The organism is Nonomuraea ferruginea (assembly GCF_039540635.1).
Lineage (GTDB): Bacteria > Actinomycetota > Actinomycetes > Streptosporangiales > Streptosporangiaceae > Nonomuraea > Nonomuraea ferruginea.
In genome coordinates this window covers 1-15,736 of the sequence record NZ_BAABFD010000025.1, presented here as the reverse complement: position 1 = coordinate 15,736, position 15,736 = coordinate 1, and the positions used below count along the sequence as shown (strand labels likewise).

Genomic DNA, 15,736 nt, shown 5'->3' with positions numbered 1-15,736 from the left:
GTCAAGATATGGGGTCGAAGCCGCCATAGGAGCGGTTGTAGAACACCAGCGGGCCGCCGTCGGCGTGGGTGTCGAGCTGCAGCACACGGGCCACCACGATGACGTGGTCCCCTGCGGGATGCTCGGCGTCTATCCGGCAGTCGATCCAGGCCAGCGCGCCATCGAGCACCGGGTTCCCGCCGGGCGACTCCCTCCAGGTCAGGCCCGCGAACTTGTCTCCGCCGCGGGTGGCCATCTGGGCACAGACGGCCCGCTGGTGTTCGGCCAGGATGTTCAGGGTGATCACCTTGGCCGCCCGTAACCGGGGCCAGCTCGTGCTGCTGTACGCCACGCAGAACGCCACGAGCGGCGGGTCGAGCGACACCGAGGTGAACGAGTTGGCCGCGAGGCCGTGGGGCCGACCCTCGCGGTCGAGCGCCGTGATGGCGACCACGCCGGTGGCGAACCGGCCGAGGACCCCGCGGAACGTCTCGGGGTCCACGGGGTCGCTCGCGGCCGGGCGCGGCCTGCACAGCAGGGAGGCGAGCCGCCGCTCCTGGGTGAGTAGCTCACGGGTCTGCGCCATGGCCGCCTCCCTGACTCTTACCAAGCGCTTGCTTGGTAAGCTAGGCGTCCAGCTCCCGCTCGTCAAGGGGGTGTCGAGGTCCTTATTACGGTCAGCGCCGAATCCCCCGGACGGTCAGTCCTCGGATAGGGAAACCTGGCCGCGTGGGCAGGCGAGAAAAGCATCACCCGCCCCGCGCCGAACCGTCACCGTGCCGCGGGGACACAAAGCCGGGACGCGGCGCCTGCGGGCTGGACGGCGGGAAGGGGAAGGCCTCCGAAGGAGGAACGCGCGCCCTGGCGGGCGTGGGGGACCCGCCAGGACGCGCTTCCTGCCCCGTGAGCGGCGGTGCCAGGACTCCGGCGAGGGATGGAGTCCTGAACCGCGTGGTCGCACACGGAGTTGGTGGGGGAGTGACCCTCTCGCGAGGACTCCGGGTGTTGGTCTAGCTGCGGCGATGCCACTTTCCCTGTCGGGCCGCACTGCTCCGGGACGCAGGCGGGGGCGCTTCCCTCGCGTGGGCGAGGGGCCCGTCTTCGCACCGGACGTTCGGCTCGGCTGACAGGGAAGGCGCGGAACTGCCGGGCTGGACGCACTGGCTGATGTGGAGGAACCCGTGGCGAGGCAACTCGTAACGCAGTAAACGTGTTGCTTCGCAAGGGTCCCGCCAGGGCACGTACGGCATATCCGCGCGGTCCGGCATCACCGGCCCTCACCCCCTCACCGGCCTTTCGATGGATTTGTACCAACGAATGGATGATGCGGCTGCGGATGCCGTCCGGTCAAGGGGGAGATGGTCTGCTAGAACCAGATCGTCTAAATTGTTGGAACAAAAGGGGTGAAAGTGGCAAGGTCGGTGCTGTATCAGCAGGTGGCTTCGGAGCTGAGAAGGGCCATCTACTCCGGCGTACTCGGCCCCGGAGCACAGCTGCCGACAGAGGCGCAACTCATGGAAGACCATGGGGTGAGCCGCAACACCGTCCGATTGGCCCTCGGGGAACTCGTGAATGAAGGGCTCGTAACGCGTACGCCACGGCGCGGCACGGTGGTCAGGGATCGCAGGCCGCTGCTCATCTACCCGCAGCGCGAGCTGGAGCCGCAGCCTTCTGGAGAGCTGCGCGAGGCCTTCGCCTTCGCCGTCACGCAGGAAGGCCGCGAGCCCAGCCAGTACATAGAGGTTCTGACCGTATCTCCGGTGGAGGAGATCGCCAGCAGGCTGGAACTGTCCGACGGGGAGCTCGCCGTGGTACGGCGGCGCCTGCGGTTCGTGGACGGCCAGCCCTACAACACCAACGACTCCTACTTCCCGCGGAAGCTGGTGGCCGACTCGGCGATCGCCCGGCCGGGCGACATCGAGAGAGGCGCCAACCGCGTGCTGGAGGAGCTGGGGCACGAGCAGGTGCGCGTGGTGGACGACATCTGGGCGCGGATGCCCAATCAGGAGGAGGCTGAGCGGCTCCAGCTGGAGCTCGGCACGCCGGTCATGGTCTATGTGCGCGTGGGCTACGACCGTTACGAACTGCCGGTGCGCGTCGCGGTGTCGGTGCTGCCTGCCGACAAACATCTGATCAGATACGAGCTCGACCGCCGCTGACAGAGCTCGGTTGGGGGTGATCCCGCCGGCCGCGGTACCAGCGAGCCTGCCGTCTCGCTGGACGCGGGGAGCCGTAATGCTCCCCTTGTAGCGATTTATCCGTATATATCGGGCTATCGGATATATCGGGCCATAGGCCACCATTTGGGATTCGTATCCCATCCATCGATCACTTTGCGTATTCGTACGCGCGCGTATCGCAATGAAAGGTGAATCATGCGCACGAACACCCTCCTGCACCCGCTCACCCTCCGGCGGGCGGAGCCCGTCGACCTCCGGGGGGTTCTCGACCTCCTCGCCGACACGGCCGGCTGGCTGCACTCGCGGGGCGTCCGCCAGTGGCCCCGCGAAGGATTCGGCCCGGACCGTATCCTGCCGCTGATCGAGGAGCGCGTGCTGTTCCTGCTCGACGACGAGCTGCGCGCGCTCGACCCCGACGGGCCGGCGCCGCTCGTCGCCACCATCGCCCTCGACGGGCACGCCGATCCGGAGTTCTGGACCGAGGCCGACGACCCCGGCGCCGCCCTGTACGTGCACAAGCTCGCCGTGGCGCGGCCCTGGTCGGGGAGCGGCCTGGGAGACGCCCTGCTGGACTGGGCGGGCGCCACCGCGTACGGGTCGGGACTGCCGTGGCTGCGGCTGGACTGCGCCAAGCGCAACGAAGGGCTCCAGAGCTACTACCGGCGCCGCGGCTTCCGTCACGTGCGCACGGTGGACCTGCCGCATCGCGCGTCGGGCGCGCTGTTCCAGCGCAGGGCCGCCGACCCGGCGATCACGGCCTTCCGCGACCTCACGGCACCGGAACTGATCGTCGCCTGACTCCGGATCCGTTCCGCGTGGCCGGCGATGTTCACGTTCACAGCATGGCCGGTCCGGCCGGTGGCTGACAGGGAGTGCGGGCCGTCGCCCGCGCTCCCCGGGTGTCCGGCGTATGCCGGCCCGCCAGGAGGATTTCCCCACCTCGGCGGGCAAATCAGGGCAGAGCTGCCTATACCCTCTCCAGCATGACGGGATCCCTGCTGGAGGTCATCGCGCTCGGCGTGCGTGACGCCGTGGCGGCTGAACAAGGTGGCGCCGACCGCCTGGAGGTCGTCACCGGGATGGCGGAGGGCGGGCTCACTCCGGCGCCCGAGACGGTCGCGGCCATCGCAGCCGAGTGCCCGCTGCCGCAGATGGTGATGCTCCGCTGCGACGGCGGGTTCGCCGCGGACGGCGACGTGCTGGAAAGGCTGCGCGCCGACGCCCGCGAGCTGGCGCAGGCGGGCGCGGCCGGGTTCGTCTTCGGGTTCCTGGACGAGGCGGGAGCCGTGGACCTGGCGGCCACCGAGGCGCTCATCCACGCGGTGTCCCCGCTGCCCTGGACGTTCCACCGGGCGGTCGACCACGCGGCCGACACACAGGCCTCCTGGCGGGCCGTCCGCCTGCTGCCCAACCTCGCCACGGTGCTGACGGCGGGCTCGCCGCACGGCGTGGGGGACGGGCTGCCCGTGCTCAAGGGCCGCGCCGACGCCGGCGACGGCTCCATCATCATGGCCGGCGGCGGTCTCAGGCCCCGGCACGTGGCGGACCTGCTGGACTACGGCGTACGCGCCTTCCACGTCGGCTCGGCGGTCCGGCGGAGCTGGACGGACCCGGTGGACGCGCAGCTGGTCCGCCGCTGGCGCTCGCTCGTCGAACGCGACTAGCCGGTCAGGGCAGGGCCGCGTCGGCCCGGCGCAGGGCCGCCACCAGCGTCTTGACGGTCGCCGGCTCGTCCATCACGCCGCCCCCGGCCGCGCGCCGCTCCTCCCAGGCGCGCACCCGCTCCCGGTAGGCGTCGTAACGCGCCAGATGGAAGGCGTAGACGGTGGCGAACCGGCTCACCAGATGCGACGGATGCATGTCCCACCCCTGGTGGAACCCGTGCGCCAGGGAGTGACGCACCAGCGCCGCATGCCGCCGCCACAGCGCCCGCACGTCGGCGGACGAGCCGGAGGCGGGGGAGGCGGCCAGCGAACCGTCCGACAGCTCCACCCCGGTGCCCGCGAACGCCGTCTGCGTCACGTGCCGCGCGTGGTCGCAGGCCGGATGGTCGAGCCGCTGCTCGTGCGGCGGCAGCCCGAGCGCCGCGGTGTAGTCGAACACCCCGAAGTGCGCCGCCGACAGCCGCCCGCCCAGCTCGCCGGCCAGCTCGGCGCGCAGGAACCGCACGGTCTGCGGCGCCTCCACCTGGATCTCGAACCGCAGCGGGGAGAGCCCCAGCGCCCGCTCCAGCCGCTCCAGGAACGCGACGAACTGCCCGAGGTACGCCTCCATCAGCACCTTGGGGAAGGTCACCACGAAACCGTCCGGCAGCTCGCCGAGCCGCTCGACGATCCCGGTGACGAACCCGTCGAGCGTCCGCACGGACCGCTCCGGGTCCCCGTCGGCGAACGACTTCACCCGAGGCCCCCACCGGCGCGGCAGCGTGCCCGCCGCGCGCATCGCGGCCAGCGCCTCGACCGCCTGCTCGACGTGGCCGTCCTCCTCGTCCGGGCGCACGCCGTACCCGTCCTCGAAGTCCACCCGCAGGTCCTCGACCGGCTCGCCGGCGAGCTTGCGCAGCACCCGCTCGTGCACGGCGGCCGACAGCTCCGCCGGCACGTCGAACACCTCGGCCAGCTCGGCGGGCGTGGCCAGGTGCGCCTTAGCCAGTGCCAGCGCCTCGTCGCCCCACGCGGCCACGGTGCCGGCGCCGAACCGGTCGGCGGGCACGTACACGGTGTGCACGGGCTGCCAGCCGGGCTCGGCCGCGGGGTAGCGCTCCTGCTGCAGCCGGTAGACCTCGGGGAAGCCGGGCACGCCTGACGGGACGGTGGTACGCATGCGTTCCTCTCAGGGACGGCAGGCCCGCAGCATCGCCTCCAGGCCGGTCAGCTTGACCCGCTCGCCGCGGCCCAGCGACTTGGCCAGCTCGGCCTCGGCCGACTCGATCGCCAGCCATTCCTCGTACGTCACCGGGTGCACCCCGCGCTCGGACAGCAGCGCGTCGAGCGGCCTGAGGTCGCGCGGCGCCTGCCCGGACAGGTCGGACAGCAGCGTGCGGACGGTCTCGGCGGCGTCGGACTTGTTCGTGCCGATCACGCCGGTCGGGCCGCGCTTGAGCCAGCCGGCGACGTACTCGCGCTCGCGAACCCGCCCCGCCGCGTTCGGCACGGTCATCGTCTTCTCCGAGAACGGCACCCCGGGCAGCGGGACGCTCTGGTAGCCGACCGAGCGGAGCACCATGCCGACCGGCAGCGTCTCGTACTCGCCGGTGCCGACCACGCGGCCCTCCGGCGAGAGGATCGTGCGCTCCAGCTTGAGCCCCTCGACCCGCTCGGTGCCCAGGATCTCCACCGGACGCAGCCAGAACCGCACGTCCAGGCGGCGCGGCCGGCCGGCCGGGCTGCGCTCCGACCACGAGCGCAGCACCTCGATGTTGCCCCGGATCTGGCGGGGGAAGTCGGCGCCGAGCACGACGGCCTCATCGGGGCGCACGCACACGTCGGCGTTGGCGAGCTCGCCCAGCTCGCGCAGCTCCTTCAGGGTGAACTTGGCGTGCTCGGGCCCACGGCGGCCGATCATGTGGATGGCCTTGACCTGGCTGCTCTCCAGCCGCTCCAGCACCTCGTGGGGCACGTCGGTGGCGCTCAGCTCCTCGGAGGTCTTGGCCAGGATCCGCACCACGTCGACGGCCACGTTGCCGACGCCGATCACCGCCACCTCGGGGCTGTCGAGCGTGAACCGCGACGGGTCCACGTCGGGGTGGCCGCAGTACCAGTTCACGAAGTCGGTGGCGGCGACACTGCCCGGCAGGTCCTCGCCGGGGATGCCCAGCCGCCGGTCCACCATCGCGCCGGTGCAGTAGACGACCGCGTCGTAGCAGGCCAGCAGGTCCTCGACGGTCACGTGCTCGCCCAGCGTGACGCCGCCGAGGAAGCGCACCTCCGGCTGCTCCAGCACCTTGCGCAGGTAGTTGGCGATCGACTTGATCGACGTGTGGTCGGGCGCGACGCCGTACCTGACCAGCCCGTACGGGGTTGGCAGCCGTTCGAGGACGTCCACCTCCACGGCTCCGCCGGACTGCTTGATCAAGGCCTCCGCCGTGTAGATCCCAGCAGGACCGGATCCGATGACCGCCACGCGCAACGTCACGCTGCCTCCCTCGTTCCGGAGATTGTGTACCAGTGGGCACACGCCCCACCAGGTGCAACCTGCCGGTGTGATCGATTTATCCCCGATCGTCCGTACGGATGAACCCCCGCCCTTCGTGCATACCGCCCGAACGTGACGTCTGTCGATATCCGCCTATCTCGGCCTATGTCCGCAGCCGCCGGGCCCCGCACTTCTGACCCACCCGCCCCTTGCGGAAACGCGTCCACGCCGATCACAGTGTTGCCCGTGAGGCGAAAGCACGCGCTGCGACGGACGAAGGACGGCACGCCGCCCGCCGCGGCCGACCTGCCGGCCGGCGGCGCGGTGCATTACGAGGCGTTCGGCCGGGTCATGGCCGCGCTCGCGACCGAGGCCGACTTCATCGAATCCTGCCGCGACCTGACCTGGTGGCGCGGCGCCGACCCGAGCTGGCACGTCGAGTGGCGCGACGGCCCGTTCGCCGCCGAGGTGGCGGCCCTGCTCTCCGACCGTATGCCTGGCCTGGTCACGACGGGCACGAGCGGCGACTCCTGCGCCGTGCTCGACGTCATGGGCGTCCGCTTCGAGCTGCGCGCCATCGACCCGATGGGCCGGGCACGAGTGCGCGCCCGCCCCGGCCTCTGGCGCCTGGCCGAGGCGCTCGACACCACCCGCCGCACCAACACCCGCCATCCGTGGGAAGAACTCCTGGGCGGCTGACGTTACTTCCGGTTAACCGAAATTTGCCTTTCTTGTACGGTCACATAATGTGGAACTGGTCGTCCGCGGCGTCTGCCTGAGGAGGGATGACCTGAGTATTGAGATGAAGACAAGCACGATCGACCACGACTACTTTCTCGAATTCGACCGTCGTCAGCGACGCATCGAGATCCACTTGGTGGTGGCCTTCTTCGCCGGACTGGCCGTCGGCCTCGTCGGCATGCTCGGCGCCGGCCGGATCCCCGGCTGGGCGGGCCAGGTCTACGACCCGTACGCCTATCTGGCCCTGACGGTCGCCGTCGGCGCCACCGCCACCGGCTTCGGCTGGGCACTGCTGACCACGTTCCTGGCAGCGGTGTCGACCGTGGTGGCCACCATGGGCGGCGGCGCCCTGCGCGGCGATCTCGACGTCACCCTTCTGGGCGGCACGCCGGCCGGGCTCCACTGGACGTTCGCCCTGCTCGTCGGGCTCGGGCTGCTCGCCTACGCGACCCGCAGGGACGACCGGTGGGGCGATCTCGCGGCCGGGGTGATCGGCGCCGCCGTGGTGACCGACGTCGTGGACCGGGCGACGCCCGGGTTCATCGCCGCCGAGCCGTACTTCTGGCCGCTGCCAGCCCTGCCCGTGGGGGCCCTTGCGGCCGCCGCCGTGCTCCTGCTGCGCCGCACGGGGCCGGCCAGGGCGCGCGCTCTCGCGCTGGCCGCCGTCATCGCCGGGCTGTTCGCCATGGGGCTGGCCGTCCTGCCCGGGGGATAAGCCCGCGCGTACGCCTCCTCGGAATCGATAGCCTGTAATCCTTCAAGCCGGTTTCGAGCAAGGAGTAGCCGTGTTGCTGCGCATGTCGTCGTTGTTTCTTCGCACCCTGCGGGACGACCCGGCAGACGCGGAAGTGCCGAGCCACAAGCTCCTCGTTCGCGCCGGATACGTCCGCCGGGTAGCGCCCGGAATCTACTCGTGGCTGCCCCTCGGCAAGATGGTGCTGGAGAACATCGCCCGCGTCGTCCGCGAGGAGATGAACCGGATGGGCGCCCAGGAGGTGCTCTTCCCCGCGCTGCTGCCCCGCGAATACTACGAGGCCACCGGCCGCTGGACCGAGTACGGCGACACGCTCTTCCGGCTGCACGACCGCAAGGGCGTCGACTACCTGCTCGGGCCCACCCACGAGGAGCTCTTCACCGACATGGTCAAGGGCGAATACTCCTCCTACAAGGACTACCCGGTCACGCTCTACCAGATCCAGACCAAATACCGCGACGAGGCCAGGCCCCGGGCGGGCATCCTGCGCGGCCGTGAGTTCCTCATGAAGGACTCCTACTCCTTCGACCTCGACGACGACGGCCTCAAGCACTCCTACGAGCAGCACCGCGAGACCTACATCCGCACCTTCGACCGGCTCGGCATCCGCTACAAGATCGTGTTCGCCACGTCGGGCGCGATGGGCGGGTCGGCCTCGGAGGAGTTCCTGGCGCCCACGCCCACCGGCGAGGACACGTTCGTGGCCTGCCACTCGTGCGGCTACGCGGCCAACGCCGAGGCCGTCACCACTCCCGCGCCGCCCGCCCGCGCCCTCGACGGGCTGCCCGCCCTGCGCGTCATGGACACCCCCGACACCCCGACCATCGAGTCGCTGGTCTCGCACGTCAACGAGCACCACGGTCTGTCGATCACCGCCGCCGAGACGCTCAAGAACGTCGTCGTCAAGGTGTCCACGCCCGGCTCCGACAAGGTCGAGACCCTGGTCATCGGCGTGCCCGGCGACCGCGAGGTCGACTTCAAGCGGCTGGAGGCCGCGCTCGCCCCCGGCGAGCCCGCCATCTTCGAGGCCGACGACTTCGCCAGGCATCCCGGCCTGGTCCGCGGCTACATCGGCCCGCAGGTGCTGCGCGAGCTCGGCATCCGCTACCTCGTCGACCCCCGGGTCGTCACCGGCACCGCCTGGGTGACCGGCGCCAACGAGCCGGGCAAGCACGCCGCCGACGTCGTCGCGGGCCGCGACTTCGAGCCCGACGGCACCGTCGAGGCGGCCGAGGTGCGCGCCGGCGACCCCTGCCCCCGCTGCGGCTCGGCGCTCTCCATCGACCGGGGCATCGAGATCGGCCACATCTTCCAGCTCGGCCGCAAGTACGCCGACGCCGCCGGGCTCGACGCGCTCGGCCCCGACGGCAAGCCGGTCCGCGTCACCATGGGCTCCTACGGCATCGGCGTCTCCCGCGCGGTGGCGGTCATCGCCGAGCAGGCCCACGACGAGCTCGGCCTGGTCTGGCCGCGCGAGGTCGCCCCCGCCGACGTGCACATCGTCGGCACCGGCAAGGACCGCCAGGTCGAGGCCGCCCTGGAGCTGGCCGCCGAGCTGGAGTCGCGCGGCCTGCGGGTGCTCGTCGACGACCGGCCCCAGGTGTCGCCCGGCGTCAAGTTCAAGGACGCCGAGCTGCTGGGCGTCCCGACGATCGTGGTGATCGGCCGCGGCCTGGCCCAGGGGGTGGCCGAGCTGCGCGACCGGGTGACCGGCGAGAAGCAGGAGATCCCGCTCGCGGAGGCCGCCGACCGGGTCGTCGCCGCCTGCTCATCCTGACAATTCCGGCGAAACACCGCCCCGGTTTGACGGGGCGGTGGGGGGCTGTAAGTCTCGACCCGGTGAAGCCACACGTCGAACTGAAAGACTTCTGGGAGCGACGCCTGCAGTCCGACTGGACCGAGAGCGGCGTCGGCTACAAGGCCCTCGGCAGGGCGTTCAACATCTGGATGTACCGAGTCCGCGCCGAGGGCTTCCGCCGCGAGGTCACCGCCCTGGGTCTCGACCTGCCCAAGTCCCGGGTCCTCGACATCGGGTCGGGCACCGGCTTCTACGTCCGCCAGTGGCGGGCGCTGGGCGCCGAGTCCATCACGGGCAGCGACCTCACCGAGGCGGCCGTCGACCGCCTGCGCGGCCGCTTCCCCCGCGACGCGTTCCTGCGGCTCGACATCGCCGACCCCGGCGACGCACTCGAAGACGCCTCCTACGACGTCGTGTCGGCGATGGACATGCTCTTCCACATCACCGACGACACGCGCTACCGCGCCGCCCTGACCAACATCGGCAGGGCGGTCAAGCCCGGCGGCGTCTTCGTGCTGTCGGAGAACTTCCTGCACCGGCCCGAGCAGCGCTCCGACTACCAGGTCAACCACACGCTGCCGTGGATCACCGCGGCCCTCGACGAGGCCGGGTTCGAGGTGCTGCGCCGCGTCCCCATGCTCGTCCTGATGAACGCCCAGGTGGACGCCAACCCCGTCTGGCGCAAGCTGTGGGGCGGCTTCCTGCGCGCGGTCACGCTGACCGAGATCACAGGCTGGCTGGCCGGCGCCCTGCTGCATCCGCTCGAACGCCGCCTGGTCCGGGTGCTCCGCGAGAGCCCGACCACCGAGCTCATGATCTGCCGCCGCCGCTGACCTCTTCGGGAGGGTCGCCGCCTCGCCCGGAAGCGAGGCGGCGACGCGTCAGCGCTCGCGGGCGGTCCTCATACCCGCCTCCTGAAGGCAAGCACGCCCATGGCCGCGAACCAGGCGTGCACCTCGACGATCCCCAGCCGCTGCACCAGCCCGGCCACCCCCTGCTCGGCCCCGTCGGCCGTGGGCTGGAAGGTCAGGAAGAACAGCACGAGCAGCACCAGCGTCAGCGGGCTGCCCACGAGCAGCCACGTGCCGAACCGGCGCAGGCCGGGCATCCGGCGGAAGTACCTCCCCGCCACCAGGAAGCCGATCACCGGCGTGCCGATCGCCAGCAGGTAGCCGAGCGTGTGCGGCATCATCTCCTCAAGGGTGAAGATCCCGCAGAGGATCTGGCCCACGCCGCTCAGCCCGAGCAGCACCACGCAGGCCAGGCGGCCGGGCCCCGCGAACGTGCGGAAGACGCCGGCCACACCGGCGATCAGCATCAGCCCGGTGACGACGAACGCGGCGTTCATGAAGGGCCCGGTGACGCCCATGCCGAGCCCGCTGACGGGCTGGCTGATGGGCGAGTATCCGGTGAACCGGTGGCCGAAGAGCGTGTAGCCCGGGCTGACCAGGCCGAGCACGACCCAGGACAGCGCGAACAGCGCGGGCCCGGCGACCGCCCCCAGGGCCATCCATGGAGCGGTTAACGGGTAAGCGGGACGGAACATGACAGAACTCCTCCAGTGATCGACGTGCCCCACGGGGAGGAATCCCGGTTACCCTTGCGGTTGCCGACCTCGTGCACCGGGTTCCGTTCCCGCGGGATCTGCATACGAGGCCGACCCCGGTCGCGGTGTTCCCGCACCGCACCGGGGTCCTGCCCCTCGGGCCTGCCGTGGCGGCAGTCCGTTGAGCGGGGTCAGCCCGGCGGACCACCCCCGTCGGCGCTCCAGGCGGCGTGCGCCCGCGCCCACTGGGGGCCCCAGCCGGTCTCCGGGTCCGTGATCCGCCGGACGAACCGTTCGACGAACGCCGTCTCGGCCTCCAGGAGCGCGAGCCGATACTCCTCCTCGACGACGAACAGCTCCGGCATGCCGGAGCCCACCGTGTCCTCGATCAGGGCGGCGATCTCCGCGCGCTGCGCGGCGAGCCGTTCCAGCCGCCTGCGCAGCAGCTCCACGACCTGGTCCGGCGGCAGCGCGCCGATCAGCGACAGCGCGGCCACGAACCCCGGATACTCGTGCTTCGGCTGCTCCACCAGCTCGCTGAGCCAGTCACGCAGCTCCCGCCGCCCTTCGTCGGTGAGCCCGTACACGGTCCGCTCCGGCAACTGTCCCTGCCGGCTCGTGCCGACCTCGACGATGAGCCCGGCGCGGGCCAGCTGACCGACGACCATGTAGAGCGAGCCGTGGTTGTACTTGATGCTGCGGGCGTCCCCGTGCTCGCGCAGGGTCCGGCCGAGCTCGTACGGGTGCATGGGACGCCGGCTCAGATAGGACAGGACGGCCAGCGCCAGCAGGTTTCCCACTTTGCGCTTCCCCGCCATCACGCCTCCTGTAGTCAGGATCAACTATCCGGCGTCGGCTAGTCGATGTCAACTACTTCGCCGAGCCCTCCAAGGGAGCGGACCACGCTGCCGAAGGTCAGCCGCCGGGAGTCGGGGTGACGGACGGGGCGGGAGCGGCGGGCGCCGGCATGCCCGGGAAGGCCGTGGTGACGCCCCGGTGGAAGGAGTGGGCCCGGACCACCGCCTCCTGCACGGCCACCGCCGCGTAGCGCCGCAGCGCGGTGTCCCCGGCCGCCACCAGCTCCAGATAGGACGCGGTGAGCCCGGTCTCGACGTGGGCCGCGAGCCGGGAGGCCGCCGCAGCGCTCGACGGGACGGACGGCAGCGCGTAGGAGGCCTGGGCCTCGCTGGGCTGCCCGCCGCGGGCGGTGATGAGGCGGCGCAACTGGTCGCGGCGGTCGCGGTGCGCGTCGAAGGCGCGGGTGAGGCGGGTGCGCAGGGAGCCGGTGGTGCGGGCGCCCATCAGGCCGTACGCGAAGACCGCGGCGTGCTCGGCCGAGAGCGCCTTGCGGAGCTTCTCGACGTCTCCAGGATCGCCGTGGGCGCCGGCGGCAGGCGGCCGGGGCGGCTTGACGACGGAGGCGGCGTGCAGGGCCTCGCAGGCGCCGATGCTCGCCACCAGCTGGGCCAGGGCGGGCGCCACACCCGCGAGCTGGGCGGGCCGCCGCGCCGCCGCCTCGCGCTCTAGCGCCCGCAGCCGCGACAGCGTCATCTTGGGCGCGGCCGTGGCGGTGGGGGAGACCGACGCCGTGGCCGATGCTGTAGCCGACGGGCTGGCGGCCGGGCTGGGGGACTGCGCGGGAGGCCGGGCGGTCAGCCCGGGGAAGCGCCGCCGCAGCTCGGCCAGGTGGGCGAGGTGGCGGTCGCGATAGGCGGTGAGCTTGCCGCCGTCGGCGATCAGCGCCGCGTAGAGCGCGATCGTCCGCTCCTTGTCGGCGATGAGGACGCGGGCCAGCGCCTGCTCGGGGGTGTCGCGTACCGGCTGGGGGTCGGGCGGCGCGCTGCAGCCCGCGAGCAACGCCACGACGGCCCCGCCCGCCAGCAGGGCTCGCCTGGAGAGGTGAGGCTGGCGCACGAGCAGGACCTTTCACTGTTGCGGACCGCAGAGAGCATCGTACGGGCTGGCACCCCCGCACGCGGTCAGGCGCGGCGTGTGCGGGGATCACGGTGAGCGGGGTGAGTGACGCTCTGCGCAGGCCGCCGAACAGATAGGGTGTCAACTGTCGTCGCTGGCCGAGCGGGCCGGCGACGCTGAGCCAGTGGCGAGGTCCGCCCGGCTGTGACTCGACAATAGGGGAGGTCGATATGGGCAGCGCGTCACCCCGCGACCACCTGATGAAGCTCCTGGAGCCCGTGGTCGCCGCTGAGGGCCTCGACCTGGAGGACGTGACGGTCACCAAGGCCGGCAAGCGGCGGCTGCTCCGTGTGGTCGTCGACCGTGACGGCGGCGTGAGCCTCGACGACGTGGCCGACGTGAGCCAGGCCGTCTCGGCGGCCCTCGACGAGGACGACGCGATGGGCGCCGCTCCCTACACGCTCGAGGTGTCCTCGCCCGGGGTCGACCGTCCGCTGACCGAGCCGCGCCACTGGAGGCGCGCCGCCAAGCGGCTGGTCAAGGCGGAGATGCGAGACGGCGGCCTCATCGAGGGCAGGGTGTTGTCAGCCGACGACGCCGGAGTCGACCTCGAGGTCGACGGCGCCGCTCGCAGGCTCGACTATCAAGACCTGGCCCGCGGGCGGGTGCAGGTGGAGTTTCGCCGCATCGACGACGTCGACGGCGACGAGGGCTAGGGGGAGCCTCGTGGACATCGACATGAGCGTCCTGCGCAGCCTGGAGCGGGAGAAGGACATCTCCTTCGACCTGGTCGTCAAGGCCATCGAAGACGCGCTGCTGATCGCCTACTTCCGCACCGAGGGAGCCGGCGCCAAGGCGCGCGCCGAGCTCGACAAGGCGACCGGCCACGTCACGATCTGGGCGGCCGAGCTCGACGAGGACGGCGAGATCGCGCGCGAGTACGACGACACTCCGGGCAACTTCAGCCGGATCGCGGCCACCACCGCCAAGCAGGTCATCCTGCAGCAGCTGCGCGACGCCGAGGACGAGATCAACTTCGGCGAGTTCGCCAGCCGCGAGGGCGAGCTGGTCTCCGGCGTGATCCAGCAGGGCAAGGATCCGCGGGTGGTGCTGGTCGACCTCGGCAAGATCGAGGCCGTGCTGCCCGCCCACGAGCAGGTGCCGGGCGAGGAATACACCCACGGCGAGCGCATCCGCGCCTACGTGGTGCAGGTGAAGAAGGGCCACAAGGGCCCGTCGGTCACGCTCTCGCGCACCCACCCGGGCCTGGTGAAGAAGCTGTTCGCGCTGGAGGTGCCGGAGATCGCCGACGGCACCGTCGAGATCGCCGCGGTGGCGCGCGAGGCCGGCCACCGCACCAAGATCGCCGTACGGTCGCGCAAGCCCGGCGTCAACGCCAAGGGCGCCTGCATCGGCCCGATGGGCTCGCGGGTGCGCAACGTGATGACCGAGCTGCACGGCGAGAAGATCGACATCATCGACTGGTCCGAGGACCCTGGTGAGTTCGTCGGGAATGCCCTGTCGCCCGCCCGTGTTTCCCATGTCGAGGTTCTCGATCTCGACGGACGGGTGGCCCGGGTCATCGTGCCCGACTACCAGCTCTCGCTGGCCATCGGCAAGGAAGGGCAGAATGCCCGGCTTGCCGCGCGGCTGACAGGCTGGCGGATCGACATCCGTCCCGACACCCAGGCAGAGGATGCCGCCGGTTCCGTAGATGCGTCGACACGGTAATCTGGAATATGGTTGCCACGCGGCCCCACAGCGCACCTGTGTGGGCTGCAGGGTTCGCACGGACAAGTCCGAGCTGCTCCGACTGGTGCTGGTCGAGGACCAGGTGGTCCCCGACCAGCGAGGACAGCTTCCTGGCAGGGGTGCATCGCTGCACCCGTCCATGAACTGTCTGGAGCTCGCCGAGCGTCGCCGGGCGTTCCCGCGCGCGTTTCGCGTGCCGGGGCCGCTCGACGTCTCGCGCGTGCGGGCACACCTGAAGGAGAACCACGAAATGTCATGTAGGACGCCGAGTTGATGGGGCGGAGTCAGATTGCTATGAGCGCCTGATGAGCACGCGGCGATGAAGACGTCAAGGTAGCGACGGTCCGGACGGCACAGCCAGCCTCCCGGGCCGAGTTAGGGAGTGCAGTGGCGAAGGTCCGGGTATACGAGCTCGCTAAGGAGTTCGGCGTAGAGAGCAAGGTCGTCATGGCCAAGCTCCAGGAGATGGGGGAGTTCGTCCGTTCGGCGTCCTCCACCATCGAAGCGCCGGTGGTCCGCAGGCTCACCGAAGCTCTGGGTGCGTCGAAGGGCGCGCCCTCGAGGGGCGGCGGTTCGCCGTCCCGCAAACCGCAGCCGCCGAAGGCTGCCCCCCGGCCGGCGGACAGCCAGGCCGGAAACGGCGCCCCTCAGGCGTCGGTCCCCTCATCACCTCCGCGTCCCGGGCCCAAGCCCGGTCCGCGTCCCGGCCCGGCAGGCGGCACGCCTCGCCCGCCGGTGCCGATGCCTCAGCAGCAGCAGCTTCGACAGCCGCACCAGCAGCCGCGACAGGAGCCCGAGGCCGCCCGCGGCGAGGCGCCCAGCGCCCCGCAGGCCCGGTTCGACACCGGCCAGCAGCGGCCGACGCCCGGCCCGCGTCCCGGTCCCGCGGCCCGTCCCGGCCCCATCTGTACGTGTGCGACAACTTTCCGGGCGGTGGC

At 71.3% G+C, this 15,736-nt stretch carries 17 protein-coding genes and 1 pseudogene; 12 read left to right on the top strand and 6 right to left on the bottom strand.

The features are described from left to right. Nucleotide 1: 1 nt before the first annotated feature. Nucleotides 2-565: a flavin reductase family protein gene (locus tag ABD999_RS36840; RefSeq protein ID WP_148033628.1), complete on the bottom strand. Its 564-nt coding sequence runs from the start codon at nt 563-565 to the stop codon at nt 2-4. Nucleotides 566-1,382: 817 nt separating this feature from the next. Between ABD999_RS36840 and ABD999_RS36835 the strand changes: the two are divergent. The 4 genes and pseudogenes from ABD999_RS36835 to ABD999_RS36820 form a co-directional block, all read left to right on the top strand. After that, nucleotides 1,383-1,583: pseudogene (locus ABD999_RS36835) on the top strand (GntR family transcriptional regulator); the annotation flags it as partial. A 6-nt stretch (nt 1,584-1,589) separates the two neighbouring features. After that, the gene (locus ABD999_RS36830) at nt 1,590-2,138 is read left to right on the top strand and encodes a GntR family transcriptional regulator (protein ID WP_261808886.1); all 549 of its coding nucleotides are present in this window, start codon (nt 1,590-1,592) and stop codon (nt 2,136-2,138) included. A 216-nt stretch (nt 2,139-2,354) separates the two neighbouring features. Further along, nucleotides 2,355-2,957 (top strand): GNAT family N-acetyltransferase, encoded by a 603-nt coding sequence (locus ABD999_RS36825; RefSeq protein WP_148033627.1) that lies wholly within the window; start codon nt 2,355-2,357, stop codon nt 2,955-2,957. A 185-nt stretch (nt 2,958-3,142) separates the two neighbouring features. Then, the gene (locus ABD999_RS36820; RefSeq protein ID WP_148033626.1) at nt 3,143-3,823 is read left to right on the top strand and encodes a copper homeostasis protein CutC; all 681 of its coding nucleotides are present in this window, start codon (nt 3,143-3,145) and stop codon (nt 3,821-3,823) included. 4 nt (nt 3,824-3,827) lie between these two features. Here the strand turns inward: ABD999_RS36820 and ABD999_RS36815 are convergent, their stop codons facing one another. Together ABD999_RS36815 and ABD999_RS36810 are read right to left on the bottom strand one after the other, a co-directional pair. Next, the gene (locus tag ABD999_RS36815; protein ID WP_148033625.1) at nt 3,828-4,982 is read right to left on the bottom strand and encodes a DUF6986 family protein; all 1,155 of its coding nucleotides are present in this window, start codon (nt 4,980-4,982) and stop codon (nt 3,828-3,830) included. A gap of 9 nt (nt 4,983-4,991) precedes the next feature. Beyond that, the gene (locus ABD999_RS36810; protein ID WP_261808769.1) at nt 4,992-6,293 is read right to left on the bottom strand and encodes an FAD-dependent oxidoreductase; all 1,302 of its coding nucleotides are present in this window, start codon (nt 6,291-6,293) and stop codon (nt 4,992-4,994) included. 246 nt (nt 6,294-6,539) lie between these two features. Here ABD999_RS36810 and ABD999_RS36805 point away from each other — a divergent pair, with 246 nt between their 5' ends. From ABD999_RS36805 to ABD999_RS36790, 4 genes are all read left to right on the top strand, one after another. After that, on the top strand, nt 6,540-6,992 hold the full coding sequence (locus ABD999_RS36805) for a hypothetical protein (RefSeq protein WP_261808768.1): 453 nt from the start codon (nt 6,540-6,542) through the stop codon (nt 6,990-6,992). Nucleotides 6,993-7,095: 103 nt separating this feature from the next. Beyond that, entirely contained in the window at nt 7,096-7,749 is a 654-nt protein-coding gene (locus tag ABD999_RS36800; RefSeq protein WP_148033623.1) for a hypothetical protein, read from the top strand. 70 nt (nt 7,750-7,819) lie between these two features. Further along, a complete protein-coding gene (locus ABD999_RS36795) occupies nt 7,820-9,565 on the top strand; it encodes a proline--tRNA ligase (protein WP_271278519.1) in 1,746 nt (581 codons plus the stop codon). 62 nt (nt 9,566-9,627) lie between these two features. Next, nucleotides 9,628-10,419 (top strand): class I SAM-dependent DNA methyltransferase, encoded by a 792-nt coding sequence (locus tag ABD999_RS36790; protein ID WP_148033621.1) that lies wholly within the window; start codon nt 9,628-9,630, stop codon nt 10,417-10,419. Nucleotides 10,420-10,487: 68 nt separating this feature from the next. Here ABD999_RS36790 and ABD999_RS36785 read toward each other — a convergent pair whose 3' ends face one another. From ABD999_RS36785 to ABD999_RS36775, 3 genes are all read right to left on the bottom strand, one after another. Continuing rightward, nucleotides 10,488-11,132, bottom strand: a complete 645-nt coding sequence (locus tag ABD999_RS36785) for a DUF998 domain-containing protein (protein WP_148033620.1) — start codon at nt 11,130-11,132, stop codon at nt 10,488-10,490. 191 nt (nt 11,133-11,323) lie between these two features. Next, complete coding sequence (locus ABD999_RS36780) at nt 11,324-11,950, bottom strand: PadR family transcriptional regulator (protein ID WP_148033619.1); 627 nt, start codon at nt 11,948-11,950, stop codon at nt 11,324-11,326. 97 nt (nt 11,951-12,047) lie between these two features. Beyond that, nucleotides 12,048-13,046: a DUF4439 domain-containing protein gene (locus ABD999_RS36775; protein WP_271280457.1), complete on the bottom strand. Its 999-nt coding sequence runs from the start codon at nt 13,044-13,046 to the stop codon at nt 12,048-12,050. A gap of 230 nt (nt 13,047-13,276) precedes the next feature. On the opposite strand from ABD999_RS36775, the gene rimP reads away from it, so the two are divergent. From rimP to ABD999_RS44030, 4 genes are all read left to right on the top strand, one after another. Then, on the top strand, nt 13,277-13,762 hold the full coding sequence (rimP, locus tag ABD999_RS36770) for a ribosome maturation factor RimP (protein WP_148033618.1): 486 nt from the start codon (nt 13,277-13,279) through the stop codon (nt 13,760-13,762). Between the two features lie 22 nt (nt 13,763-13,784). Further along, the gene (gene nusA, locus ABD999_RS36765) at nt 13,785-14,777 is read left to right on the top strand and encodes a transcription termination factor NusA (RefSeq protein WP_148034851.1); all 993 of its coding nucleotides are present in this window, start codon (nt 13,785-13,787) and stop codon (nt 14,775-14,777) included. Further along, nucleotides 14,761-15,072 carry a YlxR family protein gene (locus tag ABD999_RS36760; RefSeq protein ID WP_219544224.1) on the top strand — a complete coding sequence of 104 codons (312 nt, stop codon included), beginning with the start codon at nt 14,761-14,763 and terminating at the stop codon, nt 15,070-15,072. The genes nusA and ABD999_RS36760 overlap by 17 nt, the downstream gene beginning before the upstream one ends. Before the next feature lie 113 nt (nt 15,073-15,185). Further along, nucleotides 15,186-15,736, top strand: a 551-nt coding sequence (locus tag ABD999_RS44030; RefSeq protein WP_425571074.1) for a translation initiation factor IF-2 N-terminal domain-containing protein, incomplete at its 3' end; no start/stop codon positions are given.